Here is a 24,136-nt window from a genome sequence, read left to right as displayed (position 1 = left end):
GCCGATGGTACTGCAGGGGGGACCCTGTGGGAGAGTAGGACACCGCCGGACACCATTCACGATGGCCACCCAGAAATGGGTGGCCATCGCTGTTTAACCACCACCTCGGATCCCCGCTGCTCACTGGAGCGCGGTGCGGGTTAGGGTGGTGCGACGGTTATGGCCGTCCTCCCCGCCCTCGGGCGGGTCAACTCCACAGAGCATCACCACGACAGGCGAGGAACGCATGGACGACTCAGGATCCGACCGCAACGACCGGGACTCCGGACGTCGTGACGAGCGGCCGCCTCGCGCCGGCGGCCCCGGCCGCTCCTCGAACGATCGCGGCGGCTCGGGCGACTCCCGCCCCCGCCGCGACGGTGATGCTCGTCCTCCCTATCGTGGCGGTGGCGACTCCCGTCCGCAGCGTGATGGGGACTCTCGTCCTCCGTACCGTGGCGGTGGCGATTCGCGTCCGCAGCGTGATGGGGACTCTCGTCCTCCTTACCGTGGCGGTGGGGATTCGCGTCCGCGGCGTGATGGGGACTCTCGTCCTCCTTACCGTGGTGGTGGGGATTCCCGTCCGCAGCGTGATGGGGACTCTCGTCCTCCGTACCGTGGTGGTGGGGATTCGCGTCCGCAGCGTGATGGGGACTCTCGTCCTCCGTACCGTGGTGGTGGGGATTCGCGTCCGCGGCGTGATGGGGACTCTCGTCCTCCGTACCGTGGTGGTGGGGATTCCCGTCCGCAGCGTGATGGGGACTCCCGTCCTCCTTACCGTGGCGGTGGGGATTCGCGTCCGCAGCGTGATGGGGACTCTCGTCCTCCGTACCGTGGTGGTGGGGACTCCCGTCCGCAGCGCGACGGGGACTCCCGTCCTCCTTACCGCGGGGGTGGGGATTCCCGTCCTCAGCGCGATGGGGACTCCCGTCCTCCGTACCGTGGTGGTGGGGATTCCCGTCCGCAGCGCGATGGGGACTCGCGTCCTCCCTATCGCGGTGGCGACTCGCGTCCGCAGCGGGACGGTGACTCTCGGCCTCCCTATCGCGGTGGCGAGTCGCGTCCCCAGCGTGACGGGGACTCCCGTCCTCCTTACCGTGGCGGTGGAGATTCGCGTCCGCAGCGTGATGGTGACTCCCGCCCTTCCTACCGTGGTGGTGGCGACTCTCGTCCGCAGCGTGACGGGGACTCGCGTCCGCCGTTCCGCGGTGGATCGCGCGATGGGGGAAGCAGGCCGTGGTCGGACGATCGTCGGGGCGGCGGAGACCGCCAGGGCGGCGGACGCGGACGCGAAGGCTTCGGCGGCGGACGCGGCGGCCCCCGCGAGGAGCCGGAGCTCACCGAGGAGGAGCGCGAGCGGCGCTCCCTCCAGTCGGTGCGTCCGCGCCACGACGACCCGGACCTTCCGGACGACGTGCAGGCCAAGGACCTCGACAAGGTCGCCCGCAACGAGCTGCGCACGCTCTCGAAGGACAACGCCGAATGGGTCGCCCGTCACCTGGTGATGGCCGGCCGCCTCCTCGAGGAGGACCCCGAGCTGGCGCACCGCCACGTGCTCTCGGCGGCCCGCCGCGCGGGACGCATCGCCGTTGTCCGCGAGTCGCTGGCCATCTCGGCGTACGCGACGGGCGACTTCGCCCTGGCGCTGCGCGAGCTGCGGACCTTCCGTCGGATCTCCGGCTCGGACGAGCAGGTGCCGCTGATGGTCGACTCCGAGCGCGGCGTGGGCCGGCCCGACAAGGCGCTCGAGCTGGGTCGGTCGATCGACCGCACCACGCTGAGCCCCGGCGCGCAGGTGTCGCTGGCCATCGCCATGTCCGGCGCCCGCCTCGACCTCGGGCAGGCGGAGCTCGCTCTCATGGAGCTCGAGATCCCGCAGCTGGACCCGGACCGCGCGTTCTCGTACAGCCCGGATCTCTTCGCCGCCTACTCGCTCGTCCTCGAGGAGGTCGGCCGCTCCGAGGAGGCGGCCGAGTGGCAGCGTCGCGCTGACATCGCGGCGCAGGCCGTCTTCGCGGCCGAGGGCGGCGGTGACGACGAGACGATCGAGGTGATCGAGGAGGAGCACGAGTCGGCGGAGGCCGAGTCCGCTCCCGATCGCGTTGAGGAAGGGACCGCGGTCGACGACGCGGACGACTACCTGGACGACGAGGACGGCCCGACCGCCGTCGACGACGCGGACGAGGACGAGGTCCACCGGACCGTCTCCGAGGAGATCGCCGACGACGACGACGCGGACGCGGACGACGCCGATGCGACCGCTGACGCCGAGGCCGACCTCGTCGACACGGACGAGCCGACCTTCGCAGACGAGTCCCTCGAGTCCGACGATCTCGCCGAGACGGACCCGGATGAGGCTCTCGACTCGGCTGACCCGACCGCCGACGATTCGGTCGAATCCGCCGACACCACCGAGGAGGACGCCGATGTTCCGCAGCAGCAGGACTGAGCCCACTCCGCTCGACGGCCGCGACTCCGTCCTGGCCGACCTCGACGGGGTCGTCTACAAGGGTGCCGACGCGATCCCCTTCGCGGTCGAGAGCCTCAACCGAGCGGCCGAGACGCTGCGGGTCGGCTACATCACCAACAACGCCTCCCGCACGGACGCCTCCGTCGCCGGGCACCTCTCCGAGCTGGGGCTGAGCGTCCGGCCCGAGGACGTCGTCACCTCCCCGCAGGCAGCGGTCGTGCTGCTCGCCGACCTGGTGCCGGCCGGCTCGACGATCCTCGTCGTCGGGGCGGAGGGCCTCACCTCCGAGGTCGAGCGCGCCGGGTTCACCGTGACGCGCAGCGCGGAGGACTCGCCGGCGGCGGTCATCCAGGGCTTCGCGCCCACGGTCGGCTGGGAGCAGCTGGCCGAGGCCTCGTTCGCGCTCCACACGGGGATCCCGTGGGTCGCGACGAACACCGACTGGACGATCCCCGTCGCCCGCGGCATCGCCCCGGGCAACGGGACCCTCGTCTCGGCCGTGCACACCGCGGTCGGTCGGCTCCCGGTCGTCGCGGGCAAGCCCGAGCGGGCCATCTTCGACGCGGCGACCGCGCGCTTCGGCTCGACGAACCCGCTGTTCCTCGGCGACCGGCTCGACACCGACATCGCCGGCGCGAACGGCGCCGACATGGAGAGCGCCCACGTGCTCACCGGGATCGACCGGGCCAAGCAGCTCCTCGCCGCGGAGCCGAAGCTCCGGCCGACGTACATCCTCGGCGACCTGCGCGAGCTGCACCTGCCCTACCCGGCGACGACGGTCTCGCGGAACGGCACGCACGCCGTCCGCGGCGCCAAGGTCCGCCTCGACGGCGACTCCGTAGTGATCGTGGACGCCGGCGACGACGCGACCGATCTGCTCCGGGCCGCCTGCTCGGTGATCTGGTCGTCCGGCCGCGCGATCTACGGCCTCGACGTGCCGGAGTCGCTCTACAGCTGAGCCTGCTCGGCGGGCTCCCGGCTTCCCTCGCGGCGCAGGAGCCCGTCGAGCCGGCCGGCCAGACCGACCGCGACGATCGCGATCAGCGCGGCGTACGAGAAGGTCGCGGCGAAGACCCCGGTCCCGGCCCCGATCAGGCCGGTGACCGCCGCCGCGAGGAGGCCCGTCAGCGCGAGGGAGACCGAGGCGCCGGTCGAGTCGGCGATCTGCAGGGCCGAGCTGTTGAAGCCCTCCCGGCCCGGAGCGGAGAGCGCGAGCGTCATCGTCCCCATCCGCGGGAACATCGTGCCCATGCCGCCGCCGGCCAGGAACCAGCCCACGCCCGCGACGATCGGGCTGAGGGCGAGCACCGTGACGAGCAGCACGACTCCGATGCCGGCGAGCACGAGCGACGAGCCGAGCCGCATCGCTCCGCCGTGGCTGAGGCGGGTGCCCGGGCGTCCCTGGAGGTTCGAGCCGAGAGCCCAGGAGACGGCGCCCGCGGTGAGCATGGCGCCCGAGAGCCAGGGCGGCAGGCCGTACTGCTCCGAGAGCAGCAGCGGCAGGTAGACCTCGGTGCCGAAGAACGCCGCGGCGACGAGGGCGCGGAGGAGGATCACCGACGGCAGGACGCCCCGGGCGCGCAGCGTGCCCGCGGGCAGGAGCGCGCGAACCGCCACGACCACGACCACCACGGCGGCCGCGGCCAGGAGCCCGGCGAGGTCGGGCGCGAGCTCGGCGCTCGTGCTCAGCACGACGACTCCGGCCGAGACGACCACGGCGCGGGCGATGCGGCCGACGGCCCGGCGATCGAAGGGGAGGCGCTCGCGCGGCTCGAGCGAGCGGAGCGTCGGCGCGATCGCGGCGCTCGCGAGGGCCACCAGGGCGACGACTCCGAAGAAGACCCAGTGCCAGCTCGCGAGCTCGGCGACGACTCCGGCCACCAGCGGCCCCACCAGCGACGGCACGACCCAGGCCGCGGCGAAGGCGCCGAAGATCCTCGGATGCAGCTCGCTCGGGTAGACCCGCGCGACGAGCACGTAGAGGGTGACGGTGATCCCTCCGCTGCCCAGCCCCTGCAGCAGGCGGGCCGCCACGAAGACCGGCATCGACTGCGCGGCACCCGCGGCGACGAGACCGAGGGTGAAGAGCAGGATCGCGACCACGAGCGACGGCGTCGGGCCGCGGCGGTCGGCCGAGGAGCCGGCCGCGACCATCCCGACCACGGCGGCGGCGAGCGTCGCCGCGAAGGCCAGGGGGTAGAGGGCGCGGCCGTCGAGGTCGGCGCTGACGATCGGCATGATCGTCGTCACGGCGAGCGACTCGAACGCGCAGAGGAAGACGAGGCTCGTCGTTCCGATGGTCGTCAGGAGGAGGGGAGCCGAGGTGATGCCGCGGCGATCACGAGAACGCACCTGCTCAACAGTACGCCGAGCGCAGAGCCGGTCAGCGGTAGACGGCCCAGTCGTCCTTCGCGAGCACCGTCGGGGTGCCCTCGATCTCGACCAGCCAGCCGCGGTCGTCGCGCTCGAGGTAGCGCCCCTGCACGATCTCGGGGGCCCAGCCGCCGTCGCGGGACGAGATCCAGCGGACGAAGCGGACGGTGCCTCCGCGCCGGAACAGTGTGCCGTTGTGGTCGCTCATGCGGGGATCTTCTTCACGGAGAGGTCGTCGGGCGACGAGGTTTCGGGGAGGAGGTGGAGGCCGAGGCGGCCGTTCGAGGCGTTCGAGAGCTCGCGCAGCCAGTGCGGGTTCAGCTCGATCGCGGCGGTGCCGTCGTACTCGTAGCGGGTGGGGATGCCGGGGTGGAGCCACAGTTCGGACCGGCGGCCCTCGGCGTCCTCGATCGTCAGGAGGAAGCCCTCGCCGCGGCGGAACCGCGAGGTGATCACGGTCTGGAGGTGGGCCAGGGCGCGGTCCTCGAAGGAGTGCGAGCTGGCGGGTGCGCCGTAGAGCAGTCGTCCCATCGCGCGCACCTCCTCACCGTCGGCGGCGCACGGAAGGCGTGCCGCACCGTCGACACTAGGTATTGCTAAGTCGGTTGACTAACAGTTTCGGCGCCGACTGCGCTTTCGGGACACACGCTGTCCGGCCGCCGGAGAAGTGGTTCGATGGGGGCAGCGAGTTCCCGTCCGGGGCGCCTGCCGCTCGGAAGGTGCACCTCGATGGACGCTCGGCCAGACCTGTTCGCTCTGCTCGCGCGATTGCGCACGGCGGAGCGCGACTACGACGGCCGTGTGGAGCGGCGCCTGGGCATCGGCGCCACGGATCTCGCGGCCCTGCGGCTGATCGGAGTCGGGGAGCGGCGCGACGAGATCGTCCGCGCAGTCGACCTGTCCGCGGCCCTGTCGATCACGACGGCGGCCGTCTCCCTCCTCGTCGACCGCCTCGCCCGCGCCGGCTACGTGAACCGCACTCCCGACCCGTCCGACGGCCGCGGCCGCATCCTCTGCCTGACGGAGCGCGCGCAGAAGGCCATCGTCGGCACCGACGACCCGACCTACGAGCAGATCCGCGCGATGGTCGCGAAGGTGCCCGAATCGGAGGCCGCGACCGTCGCGGTGCTGCTCGACGGCCTCAGCCGCATCCTCGAGGGGCAGCCGCCGCCCGAGCTCGTCGACTGATCAGCGCTGCAGCGTGGCGCTCGGCGACTCGCCGAATCGCTCCGCGTAGGCCGCGCTGAAGCGGCCCGCGTTCCCGAAGCCCCAGTGCCGGGCGACGGCGGCGACCGTCGTCCCGAGGGGCGGACTCACGGCGAGCTCCACCCGGGCGCGGTCGAGCCGCACCAGGCGCAGGTAGGCGATCGGGCGCATCCCGAGCACCCGCTGGAACGCGGACTGCAGGCCCCGGACGGTCAGGCCCGACGCCGCCGCCATCTCGGCGGGGCCGATCGGCTCGCTGCAGTGGGCGTGCACGTACTCGACGGCCGTGCGGATCCGTGCGTTCCGGGGGGCGAGGAGCTCGGGCGGGACCGGAGCGGACTCCGGAGGGTAGAGGTCGAGCAGCGCGGAGGCCGTGGCACGGGTGAGCTCGTCCCAGAGCAGCGGCTCGACGCGCTCGCTGCGCAGCGCGCGGGCGGAGTCGGCGACGGCGGTGCGCCAGCGGCGGATCGCCGCGGCGTCGGGGCGGTGCTCGGAGTCGAAGACGAGGGACCCGACGAGGCCCCGCTCGGCGGCGACCCGGTCGACCACTCCCCGGTCGAGGTGCACCAGGCGCTGGTCGAAGTCGACGTAGTCGAAGGCGAACGGCCGGCCGACGGGGAAGAGGACGGGACGGTTCTCCTCCATCGCGATCGAGGCGCGGCCGACATCGATCCGGCCGGAGCCGCCCACGATCCACTGCACGACGACGTCGTCCGAGTCGCCCACGCCGCCCGCGAGGCGCCCGGACATCCGCGAGGTGCGGAGGGTCATCCCGCCGTCGCCGATGGCCGCGTAGCGGTAGCTGAAGTCGGCCGCGGTGGTGGCGGCGCGCCACTCGTCGCCGTTGTAGAGCCGCGCGAGGCTGTGCCGTGCCTCGTCCGGATCCTCGCCGCGGGCCTCCAGCCGGACGCGAGGGTGGTGATCGTCCACAGGTCGTTCCGGTGCCTCAGCGCGTGAGGCGCTCGATGAGCTCGCGGTAGCGCGCGGCCGTGCGCTCGACGATCTCGGACGGGAGGGTCGGCGGGAGGCCCTGGCCGTCCCAGTTGTCGGAGAGCCAGTCGCGCACGATCTGCTTGTCGAACGAGCGGCCGCGGATGCCGGCGTCGTAGTCGTCGGCGTCCCAGTAGCGGGAGGAGTCGCTCGTGAGGACCTCGTCGCCGAGGGTGACGACTCCGGTCCCGCGGTCGACCCCGAACTCGAACTTCGTGTCGGCCAGCAGCACGCCGCGGGCCAGGGCGATGGTGGACGCCTCGCGGAAGACGGCGAGCGAGAGGGTGCGCAGCGCCTCCGCGGCCTCCTCCCCGACGATCTCGACCGTGCGCTCGAAGGTGATGTTCTCGTCGTGCTCGCCCTGCGGGGCCTTCCACGCGGGGGTGTAGATCGGCTCGGGGAGCGCGTCGCCGTCGTGGAGGCCCTCGGGGAGCGGGACGCCGCAGACGGAGCCCGTCTCCCGGTACTCCTTCCAGCCGCTGCCGGAGAGGTAGCCGCGCACGACGCACTCGATCGGGAACATGTCGAGCGTCTTCACCAGCATCGACCGGCCGCGGACCGCCTCGGGGATGTCGCCGGGGATCAGGTGGTTGGGGACGTCGGAGAGCTGCGCGAACCACCAGAGGGAGAGCGTGGTCAGCAGCTCGCCCTTGCCGGGGATCCCGGGCTCGAGGACCGCGTCGTACGCGCTGACCCGGTCGCTGGCGACGACGAGCATGCGGTCGGCGCCGAGCACGGGGTCGGCGTCGTCGGGGGTGTAGAGGTCGCGCACCTTGCCGGAGTAGGCGTGCTGCCAGCCGGGCAGCGGCGCCGTGGTGTCGAAGGACAGGGAGTCGTCGCGGGTCACCGCACCATTCTCCCCGATCCGGGGGGCTCCGCGGCTCCTGAAGACCTCCTGTGTCCTGGCGGATCGGGGCTGTCAAGCACGCGCGGCCGCCGATCCCGCGCGCCTAGCGTCGAGACATGACCTCGCAGAACGACCAGACTCCGCAGAACGACCAGTACACGTTCCAAGACCCGACCGCGATGTTCGCCGACATCGACACGGAGGCCCAGTACCAGGAGGGCTCCGGCCTCGACTCGAAGATGGACGACCCCGCCGACCGCGGCGAGTCGACCTACCGCGGCTCCGGCCGTCTGACCGGGCGCAAGGCGCTCGTCACCGGAGGCGACTCGGGCATCGGCGCGGCCGTCGCCATCGCCTACGCCCGCGAGGGCGCCGACGTCGCGATCGTCTACCTCCCCGAGGAGGAGTCCGACGCGAAGAAGGTCGTCGCGCTGATCGAGGAGGCCGGCCGCACCGCCGTCGCCATCCCCGGCGACATCACCGACCACGACTTCGCGGTGGGCGCCGTCGCGAAGGCCGTCGAGGGCCTGGGCGGACTCGACATCCTCGTCAACAACGCGGGCAAGCAGCAGCACGTCGAGGACTTCCTCGAGCTCTCGGACGAGCAGTTCGACGAGACCTTCAAGACCAATGTCTACGCGATGTTCTGGATGACGAAGGCGGCCGTGCCGCACCTCGCCCCGGGCTCCGCGATCATCAGCACCTCGTCGATTCAGGCCTACCAGCCGTCGCCGATGCTGGTCGACTACGCCAGCACGAAGGCCACGATCAACACGTTCTCGAAGGCGCTCGCGCAGCAGCTCGCGCCCAAGGGGATCCGCGTGAACGTCGTCGCCCCGGGCCCGATCTGGACGCCGCTGCAGACCGCGGGCGGCCAGCCGTCCGACAAGCTGCCCGAGGTCGGCTCGCAGACGCCGCTCGGACGCTGGGGTCAGCCGGCCGAGCTCGCTCCCGCCTATGTGTTCCTCGCCTCCCCGGAGTCGAGCTACGTCGTCGGCGAGACGCTGCACGTCAACGGCGGCATGCCCACGCCGTAACACTCGGCGCTCACGGCGGGCCCGGTCGCGGAGCGGAGGAACCTCTTCCGCGCCGTGGCGGGGCCCGCCGTTTTGGTTGTCGTAACAATCGACTGCTGTGCAGGTTCGTGCGCGAGAGTCGGTGCATGACCGATTCCCTGCCGATCCTCGACCTGTCCCGCCTCGACCGGGGGGAGGCGGAGGCCGCCGCCTTCCGCCGCGACCTCCGGGAGACCACGCACGACGTGGGCTTCTTCTACCTCGTCGGCCACGGCGTGCCCCAGGACCTCCTCGACGACGTCGTCGCCGTCTCCCGCCGCTTCTTCGACCTGCCGGAGGAGGAGAAGCTCGCGATCGAGAACACCCTCAGCCCGCAGTTCCGCGGCTACACCCGCTTCGGCGCCGAGCTCACCAACGGCGACGTCGACTACCGCGAGCAGGTCGACATCGGCATCGACCGACCGGCCGTTCCCGCCGGGCCCGGCGTCGCCGACTACGAGCGCCTCGAGGGGCCGAACCTCTGGCCCGAGGCGCTGCCGGAGTTCCGCGAGGTCTTCGAGCGCTGGCACGCGGAGCTCGCGGCGGTCGCGATCCGGCTGCTGCGCACCTGGGCCGTCGCGCTCGACGCCCCGGAGGACGTGTTCGACGAGGCGTTCGCCGAGCGGCCGTTCTCGCTGGTGAAGGTCGTCCGCTACCCGGGCACCTCCGACCCGGAGCCCAAGCAGGGCGTGGGCGCGCACCGCGACGGCGGCGTGCTGACGCTGCTGCTGGTCGAGCCCGGCAAGGGCGGCCTGCAGGTCGAGCACGACGGCTCGTGGATCGAGGCACCCGCGATGGAGGGCGCGTTCGTCGTCAACATCGGCGAGATGCTGGAGCTCGCCACGGGCGGCTACCTCAAGGCCACGCTGCACCGCGTGATCTCGCCGCTGATCGGGACGGACCGGATCTCGATCCCGTTCTTCTTCAATCCCGCGCTCTCGGCCACCATGCCCTCGCTCCCGCTGCCCGAGGAGCTCAAGTCCGGCCTCTCGGTCGACCCGACGAACGCGCCGATCCTCGAGACCTACGGCGAGAACGCGCTGCGCTACCGGCTCCGGGCCCACCCGAACGTGGCGGCCGCCCACCACGCGGACCTGCTCGCTCCCACAGTCTGACCCGGGAACGACGAAGGGCCCCCTCCCGCGCGAGCGCAGGAGGGGGCCCTTCGTCGTCAGTGCGTCAGCAGCGCGCGGCGGCCACGGGGACCGTCGCGGTGAACGCGGGCTGGCCGGTCGCCGATCCGGTCACCGTCACCGTGCCGGCCGGCATCGAGGCCAGGCGGGTGGTGAAGGCGGCGGAGGCGGACGAGCCGGGAGCGACCGCGGTGAACGACTTCGAGCCGTAGGCCGAGGTGATCGTGACGTCCGCGGCAGCGGTGTCGGTGTTCTTCACGGTCGCGGTGAGCACGATCTTGCCGGCGACGCAGCGCGTGGCGACCGCGGGGACGAGCTCGAGGGTGTCCAGCGGGACGACGGCCGAGACCGACGTGCGCACCAGCTTGTCCGCGTACCCGGTGTAGGAGGCCGTGACGCCGGTCACGTCCGCCGGGACCGAGACGCTCGCCGAGCCGCCGGAGAGCGGGACGGTCGAGGTCCACGAGCCGCCGGTGAAGGTGACCGAGCCGACGACGTCGCCCTTGTCGGCCGCCGCGACCGTCGCCGTGACCGTGCGGCCGTCGGCGGTGAGGGTCGTGGTGGAGTCGACGGCGGTGACGCCGGTCCAGTTCTTCATGGCGGTGAGGACCGTCTGCGGGACGCTCACGAACGCACCGTGCCGCGGGCTGGCCGGGAGGCCGGCGCGGCTCTTGGGCGAGACGTTCCAGTCGGCCGACTGCGAGAGGCGGTTCGTCTGCGAGCTGCCGGCGATGGCCGCTCCGGAGGTGAGGAAGGCCTTGTAGCCGCCGTCGCCGTAGTTGTCGACGAGGAACGCGTAGCCGTCGCCCGTGCCGGTGGTGTCGTTCGGGTCGCCCGCGTTCAGCTTGATGATCTCGGGTCCCTCACCGGCCTGGCCGGTCTCGAGCGAGGTCATCCGGGTGTCGGTGAGCTGCCAGGTGGTGTTCGGGTCAACACTCCAGTTCGAGGAGGTCGTCCCGGCGGTCAGGACCTTCGACTTCTCGAGGAAGATGTCCTTTCCGGCCTCGAGGGTGCCGGCGGCGCCGCCCTCCTCGTTCTTGGTGAAGCGGTAGTAGTAGTCGCCGATCTTCGTGATCGTCGAGTCGATCCGCGCGTAGCCGGTGTCCTGCCAGGTGGCGGGAGGAGCGGTGAAGGTGCGGAAGTCGCGGGTGATCACGGAGAAGACGCGGGCGTAGAGCTTGTCGCTGTTGGTCTTCGTCGCGTCGGAGTAGAGGCGCGAGGAGAAGAACACGACGTAGGACTGCAGGGCGTCGTCCCAGTACGCCTCGGGCGCCCAGGTCATTCCGGCGGCCGGCTGGTTCACCGTGATGCCGGTGTCGGCGCCGTTGGTGCGGGTCCACTGCACCAGGTCGGTCGACTCCCAGACCTCGATCTTCAGGCTGCCCTTGGACTGGGCGTCGCCCCAGCCGGTGCCGCAGGAGATGCAGAGGTCGGTGGCGACCATGTAGTACTTGTCGCCGTTGTGCGAGCGGAGGATGAACGGGTCGCGCAGGCCCTTCGTGTCGGTCGTCGAGGTGATGACCGCCTTCCCGCCGTTGACCGGCGAGAAGGTGAAGAAGTCGTTGCCCGAGGTCGCGGCCTGGTAGATCTTCTCGTCGCCGTCCGACTTGAAGTACGCCGAGGCGTAGCCCGCGTCGGGAGCGGTGCGGCCGAGCTCGGCGACCGTCAGCGTGAAGGCGCGCGTCTCGGTGACGCCGTTGAGGGTGGCCGTCGCGGTGAGGGTGACGGTCCTGTCTCCGGAGCCGTAGGCCGGCCGGGTGACGACGCCGCCGCCGCGGTAGGGGTCGGCCGCGCCGACCGCCGGAGCCGCGTAGGAGGTGTTCGTCGGCGTGACGAGGGCCGGGTCCGAGGAGGTCCAGGTGATGTCGGTGCCGTTCCGGGCGCCCTTCACCGCGAGGGGGAGGTTCTCGGTGGTGCGCGTGGCGAGCTTCAGCGCGTCGAGGTCGTCGTTGATGCTCGGGGCGAGCACGACCACCTCGAAGGCGATCGTCGCGCCCTGGGCGGTGGTCGCCGTCAGGGTGACCGGGGTGTTCTGCGCGATCGAGCGCGAGACGACGCCGGTGGTCGAGACGACCGCGCTGTTCGAGGAGGTCCAGGTGAGCGGGACGCCGCTGCTGGAGGCGGGCAGCGTCAGGTTCGAGGAGACCTGGGTCAGCGACGGGTTGCCGGCCAGCAGGACGGGCTGGATGTCCGAGCGCAGCAGGGCGGAGGTCGCGGACGCCTTCGCCGTGGCGGTCGGCATGCTCGAGGCGACCTGCTCGGCGGTGAGGGAGGTGTCCCAGAACTTCACGTCGGTGACGTCGGCGGTCACGAGCGCGTCGCCGGAGTAGAGCGAGCGGCCGAGGTAGCCGAGAGTGGACCCGGTCGGCACGATGCTCGCCATCGACTTCGTGGTGTTCGCCGTCGAGATCTGCGTGCCGTCGCGGTAGAGGGTCAGCACGGTGCTCGACCCCGTGCCGGTGCCGACGAGCGTGAGGGTCGTGAACCCGGGGTTCAGCGTGCCGCCGAACGGCATGCGGGTCTCGCCGTTGTTGGTGGGCTCCTTGACGCGGATGCCCGCGAGGACCTGTCCGCTGGGCGAGCCGTCGGGGTTGCGCGGGTTCACGAAGACGTGGTTGCCGAGCTGCGTGGTGTTCCACGGGCCGACGCCGTCGCCGATGACCCAGCCGAACTGGTTGGCGGTGGTCTGCGTCTTCACCGTGTACTCGACGGCGAAGGCGTTGTCGGCTCCGGTGACCAGGCCCTGGGGGAGGCTCGCGTAGCCGTCGTTCTTGAACCGGGCGACCTGGTCGCCGCCGGCGTTCGCGAAGGACGCGTCGGTGAGGCCGGTCAGGGTGGCGTTGCGTCCGTTGCCCGAGATGTCGAGCAGGGCCGAGCCGGCGTGCGACATGTCGTAGTGCGCGGTGGGCGCCGGGACGTCGACGGCCTGCGCCGAGACGGGGACGAGAGCGCCGGTGAGGGCGACGCTCGTGCAGGCGAGAGCGGAGAGGAAGAGGGATCGCACGCGGCGCCGAGGCGCGGCGGCAGGGGGCTCCGGGGAGCGTCGTCTCATCGTCGAGACCTTTCCTTCAGGGGAGGGATGCGTCGAGCCGAGGGGACCGACGCGTGTGTTCACGTTAACGTGTGAGCCGCCTCAGAGCCATGGGGGAATTGCTCCGGCGTCGGGAGCGAACCATGCGCCAGGGGCACGCCTCGGCGCAAGACCTGCACCCCCGAGCGCCCAGGGCGTAGCGTGAGCCCACCGCATCCTGGCCCCCGGTGACGGAACCATGCCCATCCGCCTGCCCTGCGAGGACTTGACCATGACGACGCTCTTCCACACCGGTGGCTCCCTCTCCCTCGACGACGCGACCGCCGACGCCGTCGTCCGCTACTCGCTCGCGCTCGCGCAGCGGCACCGGATGAGCACGGTCAGCGTCGCCGACGACTCGGCCCCCTCCTCCGTCGTGACGCTCACCGTCGGGCTCGGCGTCCCCCTGGTGGTCGCAGGGGCCGGTAGCGCAGCGGCGGAGTCGAGCACCGAGATCCTCGAGCGCCTCGACGCGCTCGACAGTGCGGGCGGACCGGTGCCCGCCTCGGACGTCGACCCCCGCGCGACGTGGGAGCTCGAGAACGAGTACTGAGCTCTGAGCCGCGGCGCCGCCGGCGCGGATCCGCCCCGCTCCTGCTCCGCGCGCGCGGAGCGTCAGCGCCGGTAGTCGCGGATGATCTCCTGGGCGAGCGTCGTGATCGGGGTCGACGTCGCTCGCGCGCGGACCCGCAGCACCTCGAAGGCCTGCTCGACCGTGGTGCGGTGGGCGTAGGCGAGGATCCCCTTCGCCTGCTCGATCAGCACCCGGCTGTCGAGGGCGTGCTGCAGCTGCTCCTGAGTGACCGTGCTCTGCTGGAGCGCGCGCTGGTGCAGGATCCCGATCGTCGCGACGTCGGCGAACGCCTGCACGACCGCGATGTCGTCCGGATCGAGCCGCCCCGGCCGGGCCTGGAAGAGGTTGAGGGAGCCGATCGTCGTCCCCGCCGAGCGCATCGGCACGCAGTGCGCCGAGAGCACGTCGAGCTCGACCGCCAGCGTCCGGAACTCCGCCCACTCCTCGCCCACGGCGCGGGCGTCCTCGACGATCACCGGCCGCCCGGTCTCGAAGCACTGGATGCACGGGCCCGACCCGCTGTCGAGCTGGAGCAGCTCGATCAGCCGGGTGTCCTCGTCCGTGGAGGCGAGCACCTCGAGGGAGCCGGAGGAGTCGGCGAGGACGAGCCCCGCCGAGACGGCGTCGAAGAGGGTCGCGCTGCTCTCCACGAGGGTCTGCGTGAAGTCGACGACGTCGTAGTCGTCGACCAGCGTGTCGGAGAGGGCGACGAACGTCTGGATGACGCTGCGCTCGCGGGAGTTCGTCACCATGTGTCGTCCTGGGCGGTGAGAGGGCGGTCGGGGAACCCGTCGTGCCGGGCCACGATGCCGGAGGCGACATCGACGACGGAGCGCTGCTGGGCGAAGGCGTGGGCGCGCAACAGCAGCTGCGCCTCCTCGGCCGTGCTGCCGTAGCGCGCGATAACCATGCCGGTCGCCTGGTGCACCACGCGTCGCGAGCGCGGATTCGTGCTCTCCTCGACCTCGTTGTCGCGCAGCACCGCGGCCAGCACCAGCAGCGCCGTCGCGGTGGTCGAGGCACTGATCCGGCCGAGGAGGGAGTCGCTGAGCGACGTGGGGCGGCGGGAGTAGAGGTCGACCGCGCCGATCGAGAGCCCCGCGATCGAGAGCGGGAAGGCGAAGACCGCGCGCACCGCCGTGGGGCCGATCGCCTCGGTGAAGAGCGGCCAGCGCTCCTCCGCGCCGGTGTCCGGCACCGAGACGGGGCCGGCAGCGCGGATCGCCTCCCAGCACGGGCCCTCGCCGAGGTCGATCTGGATCTCGTCCAGCCGGCTCGCGGTGCTGTCGCTCGCGGCGACGGTCTCGCCGCCGAAGGGGCTGCCGAGCGTGGAGATCGCGACGCCGTCGATCGGGTACCCGCGCAGATACGGGTCGCAGAGAGCGTCGGAGTCGTTCACCGCCCCCATTTTAGCCGTCGGCTCCGCTCGGCGCGACGCTCCGCCGGACCGGCGGGGACGACGACGCGGTGACGCGCCGGAGCCCGCCTGGCTGCGCTGCCCGGGCGCACGAGGCGACGGCCCGTGAAGCGGCTCGTCGGGCGCGGACGGTGCATGGTGCGGGGCGACGGGAGCCGGAGGACGGCGGCCTGCACGGCGACGGAGCGGCTCAGGCCGGGGTCGATCGAGCCGGGACGCTCGAGGGCGGCGATGAGGTCGTCGAGGACGGCGAAGGCGGGATCTGTCATCACGGCTCCTGGCCGGGTGTCCGCGGCCGTTGTTCTGCGCGCCGGGGCGCGGGCGGTGTCGATCGGGTGTCGCCGTGCGGGGTCCGCGCACGACGTCGACGAGGTCCTGCCCGACGGTACGGGGCGCGGATCGACCGGACGACGTGGTTGACCTCCCCGAGGTCCGCCGCTACTCGTGCTCTGCGTTGAGCTCGTCGAAGTCGTTCGTGATGATCGACAGCGGGGTGTACGGCGTGATGAGGAGGAGCGCCGGGTTCGCGCGACCCTCGCCGTAGTTGACGGTCAGCCACTGCGGGGTCGGGGAGGCCAGGGCGGCCTCGACCTCGGCGCGGAACTCGTCGAGGCTCCTGTTGTTGACGGTGTAGGCGGTGCCGTTGTAGATCAGGTCGATGCGCTTCACAGCTGGTCGCCCTTCGCCGGGGGACGCACCGGTTCGGCGGGTTCCGAGATCACGTACAGCCCGCCCGCGGAGTTCGCGAGGTCGGTGAGCGCGGAGATCCAGGCGGGGTTGATGCGGGGCATCCGGCCGCCGAAGTACTTGTAGCGGAGCGCGTGGGAGGGGTGGATCCAGATCGCGCTGCGGCCGTCGCCCATGCTGTGGTCGTCGCGCCAGCTGAGCAGGAACGACTCGTTGCGGCGCAGCTTCGCGGTGATGACGATCTGCAGGTGCGCGAGCACGCGGTCCTCGAAATCGATCTCGACGGTCCCGTCGTAGTGCAGCTTCCCCATCGGCGTCTCCAGCCCCTGATCTCCGGCCGGCAGGCGCCCGCCGTTGCCACCACCCTTCCGCAGACCGGAGGGATCCGACAACCCGGTCTGCCATTCTCTGCTCGATCTGTCCAGGTCTTCCGTCAGCGGCGGTCCTCTGTCAACCTCCTCCCTCCACGCAGCCGGCGCTGCCGAGCATGGGCGGCATGAAGCACATCCTCTTCGCCGACAAGACGATCCTGGTGGGGGACGAGGCGGCCGACGCACTCGTCGAGTACGCCGTCGCCCTCGCCTCGAAGGGCGCGGCCGACACCGTCGAGTACACGGGGATCGGCGCCGACGGCGGGACGGTCGACGCCACCTTCCTCGTGAACGCCGCGGCCGCCCTCATCGTCGAGACCACGCCGAGCGACCTGCCCGAACCGGACAACGCGGCGGAGGTGGCGCGGCTGCGCGCTCGTATCGACGCGCTCACCGGCGAGCATCCGGTGCAGCCCGGCGACGGCGAGCTGACCAGTGGTGCCGACTACGAGGACTCCTACGAGCAGTGAGTGGTTCCCCGTGGTGCGCGTCCGGGCGCGACCGGCGTCCGCTACCACTGCGAGGCTCCGCAGTGAACCCCCTGATCGGCTGAGGGGAGGCGGACGTACCGTGGCCCTGCGGGTCGCCGACGACACGATCACCGGCCGACCGCTACGGGCACGGCCGCGGGTCGGCCGGGGAGGACGGACACCATGACCGGAGACCATCCCTTCTGGGTGCGCCTCGCGCGCAAGGAGCCGCAGTGCGCCATCGTGCGCGGCCGGGTCTTCGAGATCGGCGCCCCCGACGAGCGGGACGGCGCCTTCCTCCTCACGGTCTGGGAGAAGGGGCGGCCCGTCGGGCACGTCCTGAACGTGGATCCGCCCGCCTACAAGCCGTGCGGACCCGGGCACCCGGTCGAGCCGCAGCGGGTCGACGGGGTCGAGGAGCTGCTCGAGCTCCTGGTGCCCCAGCGCACCCGGCTCGCGGCGCACGGCTGACGCCGCTCCCGTCCGCGGGGGCCGCCCGAGTCCTGTGCACCGGGAGCGGGGCGAGCGCTGAGCACCCGCTGACGGACGCCCGGGACGGGGGAGTCGTGCGGCCGGGCGGCGGCTGGCATCCTGACCTCGGTGCGACGAGCGTGCCCGCGAGGGGGAGCCCGATGAGCACCGCCGAGGACGTCGACGACGGGACCGCCGAGTTCGGGTACCGCCCTTCGCTCACCCGCGGCATCGGCCGCTTCGGCAGCTTCGCCGCGGGCGTGAGCTACATCTCGATCCTGACCGGCACGTTCCAGCTCTTCTCCTTCGGCTTCGCGCTCGGCGGTCCCGCCTACTGGTGGTCCTGGCCGATCGTGTTCACCGGGCAGCTCATGGTCGCGCTGTGCTTCGCCGAGCTCGCCGCCCGCTACCCGGTCGCCGGCTCCGTCTACAACTGGAGCAAGCGCCTCGCCGGGCCGACGGTGAGCTGGATGGCGGGCTGGCTGATGGCCACCGCGTCCGTGGTCACGCTCGCGGCCGTCGTGCTGGCGTACCAGGCGACGCTCCCGCAGATCTGGAGCGGGTTCCAGCTCGGCGGCTCCGCGGGGGTGAGCGCGGTGGTCTGGGGAGGACTGCTGATCGCGTTCACCACCGCGGTCAACGCGCGCGGCGTGCAGCTGATGGCCCGGATCAACAGCGTCGGCGTGCTGATCGAGCTCGTCGCGGCGGTGCTGCTGGTGGCGGTGCTCGCGGTGAACGTGGTGCATCCGCCGACCGTGCTGCTCGACACCAGCGGCTACGGCGGGAGCACGCCGGGCGGGTACGCCGGCGCGTTCCTCATCGCCGCGATCGCGTCGGCGTACGTGATGTACGGGTTCGACACCGCGGGCTCGCTCGGCGAGGAGACGGTCGTTCCGCGCCGGACCGCGCCGACGGCGATCCTGCGGGCAGTGACCGCCTCCTTCGTCCTCGGCGGCCTCATCCTGCTGCTGGGCATCCTCTCGGCGCCCGACCTCGCCGACCCGGCGCTCGGGCAGGCGTCGGGCGGGCTGCAGCGGATCGTGCTGCAGGTGCTCGGCGGCCCCCTCGGATCGGTCCTCCTGCTCTGCGTTGTCGTCGCGATCACGGTGTGCGCGCTGGCGGTGCACACGGCGGCCATCCGACTGATCTTCGCGATGGCCCGCGACAACGCCCTGCCCGGCAGCCGCGTGCTCGCCCGCGTCGAACCGCGGCGCGGGACACCGGTGGCGCCGGCGCTGGTCGTGGGGGTGCTCGCGGTGCTGATCCTGGTGGTGAACATCGGGACGCCGGCGATCTTCACGGCCGTGACGAGCGTGGCGGTCATCCTGATCTACCTCGCCTACCTGCTGGTGACGGTGCCGCTGCTGATCGCCCGGCTCCGCGGCCGGTGGCCCGCAGCCGCGCCCGGGCGCTTCTCGCTCGGCCGCGCGGGCCTGCCGGTGAACGTCGTCGCGGTGCTCTGGGGCGCGGCGATGACGGTCGACCTCGCGTGGCCGCGCGTCGAGGTCTACGGGGAGGAGCTGCGCTGGAGCGCGGTCGTCGTGATCGCCGCGGTCGTCGGGATCGGCCTGGCCTGGTTCCTCCTCCGCGGCCGGCACCGCCTCGGCACCCTGCCCGCGCACGCGCTCCCCTCGCCGCCGCCGCAGGGCTGAGTCGCACGAGAAGGCCCGTTCGAGGGGGCAGGACGATCCTTCCCGGGCGACTCGGCGGCGGCACCGGGAGGAGGATGGGGGAGCGGGTGCTCGGCCGAGCGCCGCGGGAAGGAGCGCGCGTGCGGAACCGCCTGGCGACTCCGTCCCTGCTCGCGCACGCCGTGCTCATTCAGGCCGTCGCGTTCCTGCTCCGGCCGGCCGCCGTCTACCAGGCGATCCGGCTCGACGTGCCGGCCTGGGCGCTCGGGGCGCTCGGCGCCTCGTTCGCGCTGGTGCCGCTGCTGATCGCGCTGCCGGTGGGCGGGCTGGTCGACCGGGTCGGCGCCCGGGCGGTGATGGCCGTCGGCTCGCTCGTCGCGGTGGGAGCGGCCGCGGTGCTGCTCCTGGCGGGCGGGAGCGTCGCGGGGCTGCTCCTCGGCATCGCCCTGCTCGGCGCGGGGCACCTGGGCTGCGTGGTCGGGCAGCAGACCGTCGTCGCGGGCGGCACCGGAGGGACGCGGCTCGACAGCCGCTTCGGCTACTACACGTTCGCCGCGTCGCTCGGGCAGGCGATCGGGCCCGCGTTCATCCCGGTGCTCGCGGGCGGCTCGGTGCGGCCCGACCCGGCGCCGCTGTTCCTCGTGGGCGGGATCCTCGCGGTGCTGCTGCTCGTCTCGACGGCGGGGATCCGCAGCCCGTCCCCGCGCGGACCCGCGGCGGAAGGGGCGGCGGCTCCGGGCTCGACGCTCGGTCTCCTCCGGGTGCCGGGCCTCGCGCGCGCCCTGCTGACCAGCGCGACCGTCGTCGCCGCCGTCGACCTGACCGTCGTCTACCTCCCCGCCCTCGGCGCCGAGCGCTGGCTCCCGGCCGGCGTCGTCGGAGCCCTGCTCACCGTGCGCGCGCTCGCGTCGATGGCCTCGCGGCTCCTCCTCGGCGCGGCCACCGCCCGGCTCGGGCGCACCCGGGTGATGGTGGGCGGCATCCTGATCTCGGCGCTCTGCCTGGTGCTGGTCGCCCTGCCCGCGCCGACCGTGCTCCTCTTCGTCGCGGTCGCCGCCCTCGGCCTGGGCCTCGGGATCGGCCAGCCCATCACGATGTCCTGGCTGATCGAGCGCACCCCCGCCGACCGCCACGGCCGCGCCCTCGCGCTGCGCCTGGCCGGGAACCGCCTCGGGCTGATCGCCCTGCCCAGTCTCCTCGGCGTCCTCGCGGCGGCGGCTGGAGCGGGCGGCGTCCTCATCGGCACCGGTGCCGCGGTCGGCGCGACCCTCCTCCTGCTGCGCGGGGTGCGCCTGGACTGAGGTGCCCGGGGCCGCAGCGGATCGGCGGCGCGAGCGGCGATGCCGGGCCTCGCAGTCGGAAGACCGGAGGGTCAGCTGCCCGGCTCCTCCACGCGGACGTCCTCGGCGGCCTTGTCGGCGCGCCAGCCGCGCCAGACCGGCTGGCGGAGGGTGCCGGAGGCGGTGCGCTCGCGGTAGCGGACCTCGCCGACCAGGACGGGCGACACCCAGTGCACTCCGCGCGACTCGAGCGGAGGGACGGAGACGGCGGGCTCCTCGGTGGCGTGCTCGGCCAGGCGGTCGACCAGTCCGCGGCGCTCGCGGTCGCTGAAGCCGGTGCCCACACGGCCGGAGTACGCGAGCCCGTCCTCGCCGGGGATCGCGGTCAGCAGCGCCCCGACCGACCCCTGGAGGCCGCCTTCGCCCTCGCGCCATCCCACGATCACGACCTCCTGCAGCCGGTGGTGGGTGAGCTTGATCCAGTCGCGCGAGCGGCTGCCCTCCTGGTAGCGCGAGTCGCGGCGCTTGGCGACCACGCCCTCGAGGCCGAGGGTGCGGCTGGTGGCCATCGCCTCCTCCAGGTCGCCGTCGAACACGGACGGGACGTGCACGCGCTCGTTCTCGTCGACGAGCTCGACCAGTGCCGAGCGACGGGTGTCGTAGTCGCTCCCGGTCAGGTCCTCTCCTGCGCGCTCGAGCAGGTCGAAGACCATCAGGTGCACCGGAGTGGACCGGGCGGCCGCCTCGATCTCGCGCGGCTTCGTCAGCCCGCCGCGGGTCTGCAGGGCGCCGAAGTCGGGGCGCCCGCGAGCGTCGAGGGCGACGATCTCGCCGTCGAGCACGGCGTCGGCGGCGGCCTCGGCGAGCGGGGCGAGCAGATCGGGGAACGCTGCGGTCAGGTCGTTGCCGTTGCGGCTCGTGAGGGTCGCGGTGCCGCCCTGCACCCGCACGAGAGCGCGGTAGCCGTCCCACTTCATCTCGATCGCGGCCCCGGGGTCCACGTCGCCGCGGCGTCCGGCCGTGGCGAGCATGGGGCGGTGGCGGCGCGGAGCGGAGTCCTCGGCCGGGCGGTCTGCGGAGGGTGCGGGGCGGGGAGCGGGCGACGCGGCGGACGCGGCCGCCCGGCCCCGTCGCTGCGTCCCGTGCCCGTGAGCGGGACCCGGCGCCATCAGGTGCAGGAGCCAGTTCTTCTCGGCGCCCTCCCTCGAGCCCGTGTGCAGCAGGGCGTAGCGACGGGGCTCGCCGCCGAGCCCGCCGTCGGGGCGGCCGGTCAGCACCGCGATCACCTCCTTCCCCTCGCGCCACTTCTCGAGCGCGTAGGTGCCCTCGTCCCAGATGCGCACCTCGCCGCCGCCGTACTCGCCGGCCGGGATCGTGCCCTCGAAGGTCGCGTACTCGAGGGGGTGGTCCTCGGTCTGCACCGCGAGCCGGTTCGGGTCGCCCTCCAGCGGCGGGCCCTTCGGCACCGCCCAGCTGACCAGGACGCCGTCGTGCTCGAGCCGGAAGTCGTAGTGCAGGCGCCGCGCGTGGTGCTCCTGGATGACGAAGGAGTCGCCCGAGGAGGAGCCCGCGGACCCCGCCTCGGGCACCGGCTCCGGCGTCCTCGACGCGTCGCGCATGCTGCGGTAGGTCGCCAGGCGGTCGGAGGAGGCGTCCGTCGCGGCGAAGCCCGCCATCCGCTCCGGGGTCGGCTCGAGCCCGGCACCCCGGGCGGCGAGCAGCGGGCGGAGGAGGTCGCCGTCGCTCCGCAGCCGCTCCACCACCTCGTCGGGCGACAGGTGGCGCAGGTTGTCGGCACCCAGCTCCTCCCACGTGCGGGGCGCGGCGGCGGCCGGCCGGAGGCGCCCCCGGAGGGAGTAGGGGGCGATGGTCGTCTTCGCCGCGCTGTTCTGGCTCCAGTCGACGAGGACCTTGCCCTCGCGCAGGGTCTTCTTCATGTCCGAGACGACGAGGTCGCGGTGGTCCGACTCGAGCACGCGCGCCAGCTCGTGCGCGACCGCCGAGATCTGGTCGCTGGAGGCGAAGGCGTCCAGTGGGCAGTAGAGGTGGATCCCCTTGCTCCCACTGGTCACCGGCAGCGGAGCCAGCCCCATCCCCTCCAGGAGGTCGCGGGCGAGGAACGCGACCTCGGCGCACTCGGCGAGTCCGGCACCCTCGCCCGGGTCGAGGTCGAGCACGAGGCGGTCGGGCGGACGGCGCTCGCCGTCGGAGCCCACCCGCCACTGCGGGACGTGCAGCTCGAGCGCCGCCTGCTGCGCCAGCCAGGTGAGCCCGGCGACGTCGTCGACCAGCGGGTACTCGACGTCGCGCGACGAGTGCGCGAGCCGGGTCCGGCTCAGCCAGTAGGGGGCGGAGGAGGGGAGGTTCTTCTCGAAGAAGACCTCGCCCGGATGCTCGGCGGTGCCCACTCCGTCGACCCAGCGCTTCCGGGTGACCGGGCGGCGCGCGAGATGGGGAAGCATCGCGGAGGCGACGGAGGCGTAGTAGGAGAGCACGTCGGCCTTGGTGAAGCCCGTCTCCGGGTAGACGACCTTGTCGAGGTTCGTCAGCCGCAGCCTCCGCCCGCCGACCGAGACGATCTGCTGCGAGGCGGCCATCCCCCCATGGTGGAGGCAGGTGCGCGCCGAGGGAACCCCGGACCGTCGCGGGAACCCGCAGCGAGCCGCCTCCACGACTCGGGGTTCCCTCGGCGGCGGGGAGTAGCGTCGACGCACCACGTCCGAAGGAGCCCTCCGTGCCCGACACGATCGCCGACATCCCCCTCACCACGATCGACGGCACCACGTCGACCCTCGCCGACTACCCGCCCGTGCGGCTGATCGTCAACGTCGCCTCCCGCTGCGGCCTCGCCCCGCAGTACGAGAAGCTCGAGGCCCTGCAGAAGAGCTACGGGGAGCGCGGATTCACGGTCCTCGGCTTCCCGAGCAACCAGTTCCTCCAGGAGCTGAGCGACGAGGACAAGATCAAGGCGTACTGCTCGACGACCTGGGGGGTCACCTTCCCGATGTTCGAGAAGGTCCGCGTCAACGGCCGCTCGGCGCATCCGCTCTACGCGGAGCTCACCAAGGCGGAGGACGAGAACGGCAAGGCCGGCCGGGTAAAGTGGAACTTCGAGAAGTTCCTGATCACGGCCGACGGCACGGTCCACCGGTTCCGCCCGACGGTCGAGCCCGACGACCCGCGGATCGTCGACCTGATCGAGGCGTCGCTCCCCAACTGATCCCGCTCAGCGGCGGGCGCGGGGCGGAGCACGCCACCCGTCGCGGCTCAGCGGTCGCGGAGCCCCAGGGCCGAGCGGGCGTCCGCGGGCTCGACGCCCTCGGGGCAGACGATGTCCGAGACGTCGAACGGCGTCGCGCGCGAGAACGGGATCATCTCGATCCCGTCGACGTGGCGCAGCAGCACGAGGCCGCCCTCACCCTCGCGCAGGCTCCGGCGCACCTGGCGCAGGAAGATGCCGGCCATGTCGAGCTCGACGACGAAGGAGCGGCCGCTCACGTCGATCCGGCAGCCGATGACCGGCTGGGAGCCGACGGAGACGGAGTCCGGCACGCGGCGCGGCTCGATCGGCTGCTCCTTGCGGAGCGTCCGCACCGGGGTGAGGGTGGGCAGGCCGGTCGCTCGCGCGGTGTCCGTCATGGTCGTCTCCGTCCGTCGACGTCCGCCGATGGTTCCGGGGACGTCTTCTCGACGGTACTTCGCGTCCCCCGCAGAGGGGACGGGGTTGACGGCCGTGCGATCAGGGGGCAGCGGGGCCCAGGAGCGGCGGAGCTCAGGAGCCCTGGCGCTGCTCCTCGGGCTCCGGCAGGACCGAGAGCTCGCCGTGCATGCTGGCGACGCTGAGCATCTGCTCGATCCACGCGCGGTTGAGCTTGGGCTGGTGCGCCTCGGTGAAGCGGAAGTGCAGCGGCACCGACGGGTGCAGCCAGACGGAGCTCCGGCCGTGTCCGGTGGAGGCGTCCTCCATCCACGAGAGCGAGAAGGCTTCGTTGCGGCGCAGCTTCGAGAGGACGGCGACCTTCAGGTGCGCGAGGACGCGCTCCTCGAATTCGATCTCGAGGTTCTGCGGTCCGTAGATGAGCGTGGCCACGGGCCCCCTTCGTTCATCGGGC

Annotated in this window: 25 protein-coding genes; 11 read left to right on the top strand and 14 right to left on the bottom strand. The window is 72.6% G+C overall.

All coding sequences use genetic code 11. The features are described from left to right. The first annotated feature begins 1,354 nt into the window (after positions 1–1,354). Together C5C36_RS17670 and C5C36_RS12975 are read left to right on the top strand one after the other, a co-directional pair. Positions 1,355–2,428: a hypothetical protein gene (locus C5C36_RS17670; RefSeq protein WP_258072295.1), complete on the top strand. Its 1,074-nt coding sequence runs from the start codon at positions 1,355–1,357 to the stop codon at positions 2,426–2,428. Continuing rightward, positions 2,406–3,407, top strand: a complete 1,002-nt coding sequence (locus tag C5C36_RS12975) for an HAD-IIA family hydrolase (protein WP_104226795.1) — start codon at positions 2,406–2,408, stop codon at positions 3,405–3,407. Before C5C36_RS17670 ends, C5C36_RS12975 begins: the two co-directional genes overlap by 23 nt. Here C5C36_RS12975 and C5C36_RS12970 read toward each other — a convergent pair. The 3 genes from C5C36_RS12970 to C5C36_RS12960 are packed head-to-tail and all read right to left on the bottom strand — an operon-like array spanning position 3,398 to position 5,353. After that, positions 3,398–4,801, bottom strand: coding sequence for an MFS transporter (locus C5C36_RS12970; RefSeq protein ID WP_104247366.1), 1,404 nt, complete (start codon positions 4,799–4,801; stop codon positions 3,398–3,400). The genes C5C36_RS12975 and C5C36_RS12970 overlap by 10 nt on opposite strands. Before the next feature lie 31 nt (positions 4,802–4,832). Then, the gene (locus C5C36_RS12965; RefSeq protein WP_068256013.1) at positions 4,833–5,030 is read right to left on the bottom strand and encodes a hypothetical protein; all 198 of its coding nucleotides are present in this window, start codon (positions 5,028–5,030) and stop codon (positions 4,833–4,835) included. Then, positions 5,027–5,353 carry a hypothetical protein gene (locus C5C36_RS12960; protein ID WP_104223794.1) on the bottom strand — a complete coding sequence of 109 codons (327 nt, stop codon included), beginning with the start codon at positions 5,351–5,353 and terminating at the stop codon, positions 5,027–5,029. The genes C5C36_RS12965 and C5C36_RS12960 overlap by 4 nt, the downstream gene beginning before the upstream one ends. 198 nt (positions 5,354–5,551) lie before the next feature. On the opposite strand from C5C36_RS12960, the gene C5C36_RS12955 reads away from it, so the two are divergent. Next, positions 5,552–6,010 (top strand): MarR family winged helix-turn-helix transcriptional regulator, encoded by a 459-nt coding sequence (locus tag C5C36_RS12955; RefSeq protein WP_181027163.1) that lies wholly within the window; start codon positions 5,552–5,554, stop codon positions 6,008–6,010. Here C5C36_RS12955 and C5C36_RS12950 read toward each other — a convergent pair whose 3' ends face one another. Beyond that, positions 6,011–6,958 carry a helix-turn-helix domain-containing protein gene (locus tag C5C36_RS12950; protein WP_104247367.1) on the bottom strand — a complete coding sequence of 316 codons (948 nt, stop codon included), beginning with the start codon at positions 6,956–6,958 and terminating at the stop codon, positions 6,011–6,013. Between the two features lie 16 nt (positions 6,959–6,974). Beyond that, positions 6,975–7,865 carry a phosphoribosylaminoimidazolesuccinocarboxamide synthase gene (locus C5C36_RS12945; RefSeq protein ID WP_258062286.1) on the bottom strand — a complete coding sequence of 297 codons (891 nt, stop codon included), beginning with the start codon at positions 7,863–7,865 and terminating at the stop codon, positions 6,975–6,977. A 116-nt stretch (positions 7,866–7,981) separates the two neighbouring features. Between C5C36_RS12945 and C5C36_RS12940 the strand changes: the two genes are divergently transcribed. Together C5C36_RS12940 and C5C36_RS12935 are read left to right on the top strand one after the other, a co-directional pair. Continuing rightward, entirely contained in the window at positions 7,982–8,902 is a 921-nt protein-coding gene (locus C5C36_RS12940) for a glucose 1-dehydrogenase (protein WP_104223791.1), read from the top strand. A gap of 125 nt (positions 8,903–9,027) precedes the next feature. Beyond that, positions 9,028–10,035 (top strand): isopenicillin N synthase family oxygenase, encoded by a 1,008-nt coding sequence (locus C5C36_RS12935; protein ID WP_104233812.1) that lies wholly within the window; start codon positions 9,028–9,030, stop codon positions 10,033–10,035. Between the two features lie 64 nt (positions 10,036–10,099). Here the strand turns inward: C5C36_RS12935 and C5C36_RS12930 are convergent, their stop codons facing one another. Continuing rightward, complete coding sequence (locus C5C36_RS12930) at positions 10,100–13,057, bottom strand: immunoglobulin-like domain-containing protein (protein ID WP_258072294.1); 2,958 nt, start codon at positions 13,055–13,057, stop codon at positions 10,100–10,102. A 298-nt stretch (positions 13,058–13,355) separates the two neighbouring features. On the opposite strand from C5C36_RS12930, the gene C5C36_RS12925 reads away from it, so the two are divergent. Beyond that, on the top strand, positions 13,356–13,676 hold the full coding sequence (locus tag C5C36_RS12925) for a hypothetical protein (RefSeq protein ID WP_104223789.1): 321 nt from the start codon (positions 13,356–13,358) through the stop codon (positions 13,674–13,676). 62 nt (positions 13,677–13,738) lie between these two features. Here the strand turns inward: C5C36_RS12925 and C5C36_RS12920 are convergent, their stop codons facing one another. From C5C36_RS12920 to C5C36_RS12900, 5 genes are all read right to left on the bottom strand, one after another. After that, positions 13,739–14,449, bottom strand: coding sequence for a GAF and ANTAR domain-containing protein (locus tag C5C36_RS12920; protein ID WP_104260835.1), 711 nt, complete (start codon positions 14,447–14,449; stop codon positions 13,739–13,741). Then, the gene (locus C5C36_RS12915) at positions 14,443–15,096 is read right to left on the bottom strand and encodes a GAF and ANTAR domain-containing protein (RefSeq protein WP_146085330.1); all 654 of its coding nucleotides are present in this window, start codon (positions 15,094–15,096) and stop codon (positions 14,443–14,445) included. Before C5C36_RS12915 ends, C5C36_RS12920 begins: the two co-directional genes overlap by 7 nt. Then, positions 15,093–15,383 (bottom strand): hypothetical protein, encoded by a 291-nt coding sequence (locus tag C5C36_RS12910; protein WP_104269342.1) that lies wholly within the window; start codon positions 15,381–15,383, stop codon positions 15,093–15,095. Before C5C36_RS12910 ends, C5C36_RS12915 begins: the two co-directional genes overlap by 4 nt. Before the next feature lie 169 nt (positions 15,384–15,552). Then, complete coding sequence (locus C5C36_RS12905; RefSeq protein WP_104250777.1) at positions 15,553–15,783, bottom strand: hypothetical protein; 231 nt, start codon at positions 15,781–15,783, stop codon at positions 15,553–15,555. Beyond that, complete coding sequence (locus C5C36_RS12900; protein ID WP_104223784.1) at positions 15,780–16,112, bottom strand: ATP-dependent DNA ligase; 333 nt, start codon at positions 16,110–16,112, stop codon at positions 15,780–15,782. The genes C5C36_RS12905 and C5C36_RS12900 overlap by 4 nt, the downstream gene beginning before the upstream one ends. A gap of 185 nt (positions 16,113–16,297) precedes the next feature. Between C5C36_RS12900 and C5C36_RS12895 the strand changes: the two genes are divergently transcribed. The 4 genes from C5C36_RS12895 (at position 16,298) to C5C36_RS12880 (ending at position 20,045) form a co-directional block, all read left to right on the top strand. Next, positions 16,298–16,642, top strand: coding sequence for a hypothetical protein (locus tag C5C36_RS12895; protein ID WP_104260837.1), 345 nt, complete (start codon positions 16,298–16,300; stop codon positions 16,640–16,642). A gap of 183 nt (positions 16,643–16,825) precedes the next feature. Continuing rightward, a complete protein-coding gene (locus tag C5C36_RS12890; protein WP_104223782.1) occupies positions 16,826–17,113 on the top strand; it encodes a hypothetical protein in 288 nt (95 codons plus the stop codon). A 161-nt stretch (positions 17,114–17,274) separates the two neighbouring features. Then, the gene (locus tag C5C36_RS12885; RefSeq protein WP_104309852.1) at positions 17,275–18,765 is read left to right on the top strand and encodes an APC family permease; all 1,491 of its coding nucleotides are present in this window, start codon (positions 17,275–17,277) and stop codon (positions 18,763–18,765) included. Positions 18,766–18,884: 119 nt separating this feature from the next. Beyond that, a complete protein-coding gene (locus C5C36_RS12880; protein WP_258072293.1) occupies positions 18,885–20,045 on the top strand; it encodes an MFS transporter in 1,161 nt (386 codons plus the stop codon). Between the two features lie 71 nt (positions 20,046–20,116). On the opposite strand, the gene C5C36_RS12875 is transcribed toward C5C36_RS12880, so the two are convergent. Next, entirely contained in the window at positions 20,117–22,621 is a 2,505-nt protein-coding gene (locus tag C5C36_RS12875) for an ATP-dependent DNA ligase (protein WP_104309850.1), read from the bottom strand. Positions 22,622–22,758: 137 nt separating this feature from the next. Here C5C36_RS12875 and C5C36_RS12870 point away from each other — a divergent pair, with 137 nt between their 5' ends. After that, complete coding sequence (locus C5C36_RS12870) at positions 22,759–23,244, top strand: glutathione peroxidase (protein WP_258059459.1); 486 nt, start codon at positions 22,759–22,761, stop codon at positions 23,242–23,244. Between the two features lie 47 nt (positions 23,245–23,291). On the opposite strand, the gene C5C36_RS12865 is transcribed toward C5C36_RS12870, so the two are convergent. Both C5C36_RS12865 and C5C36_RS12860 read right to left on the bottom strand, forming a co-directional pair. Beyond that, positions 23,292–23,663 carry a hypothetical protein gene (locus C5C36_RS12865; protein WP_104223778.1) on the bottom strand — a complete coding sequence of 124 codons (372 nt, stop codon included), beginning with the start codon at positions 23,661–23,663 and terminating at the stop codon, positions 23,292–23,294. Between the two features lie 133 nt (positions 23,664–23,796). Next, on the bottom strand, positions 23,797–24,114 hold the full coding sequence (locus C5C36_RS12860; protein ID WP_244229547.1) for a hypothetical protein: 318 nt from the start codon (positions 24,112–24,114) through the stop codon (positions 23,797–23,799). Between the last annotated feature and the right edge of the window lie 22 nt (positions 24,115–24,136).

This window comes from Rathayibacter sp. AY1G1 (assembly GCF_002932095.1).
Classification (GTDB): Bacteria; Actinomycetota; Actinomycetes; order Actinomycetales; family Microbacteriaceae; genus Rathayibacter.
The sequence above is the reverse complement of the archived record's forward strand: the minus strand, read 5'-3'. Positions and strand labels throughout refer to the sequence as shown.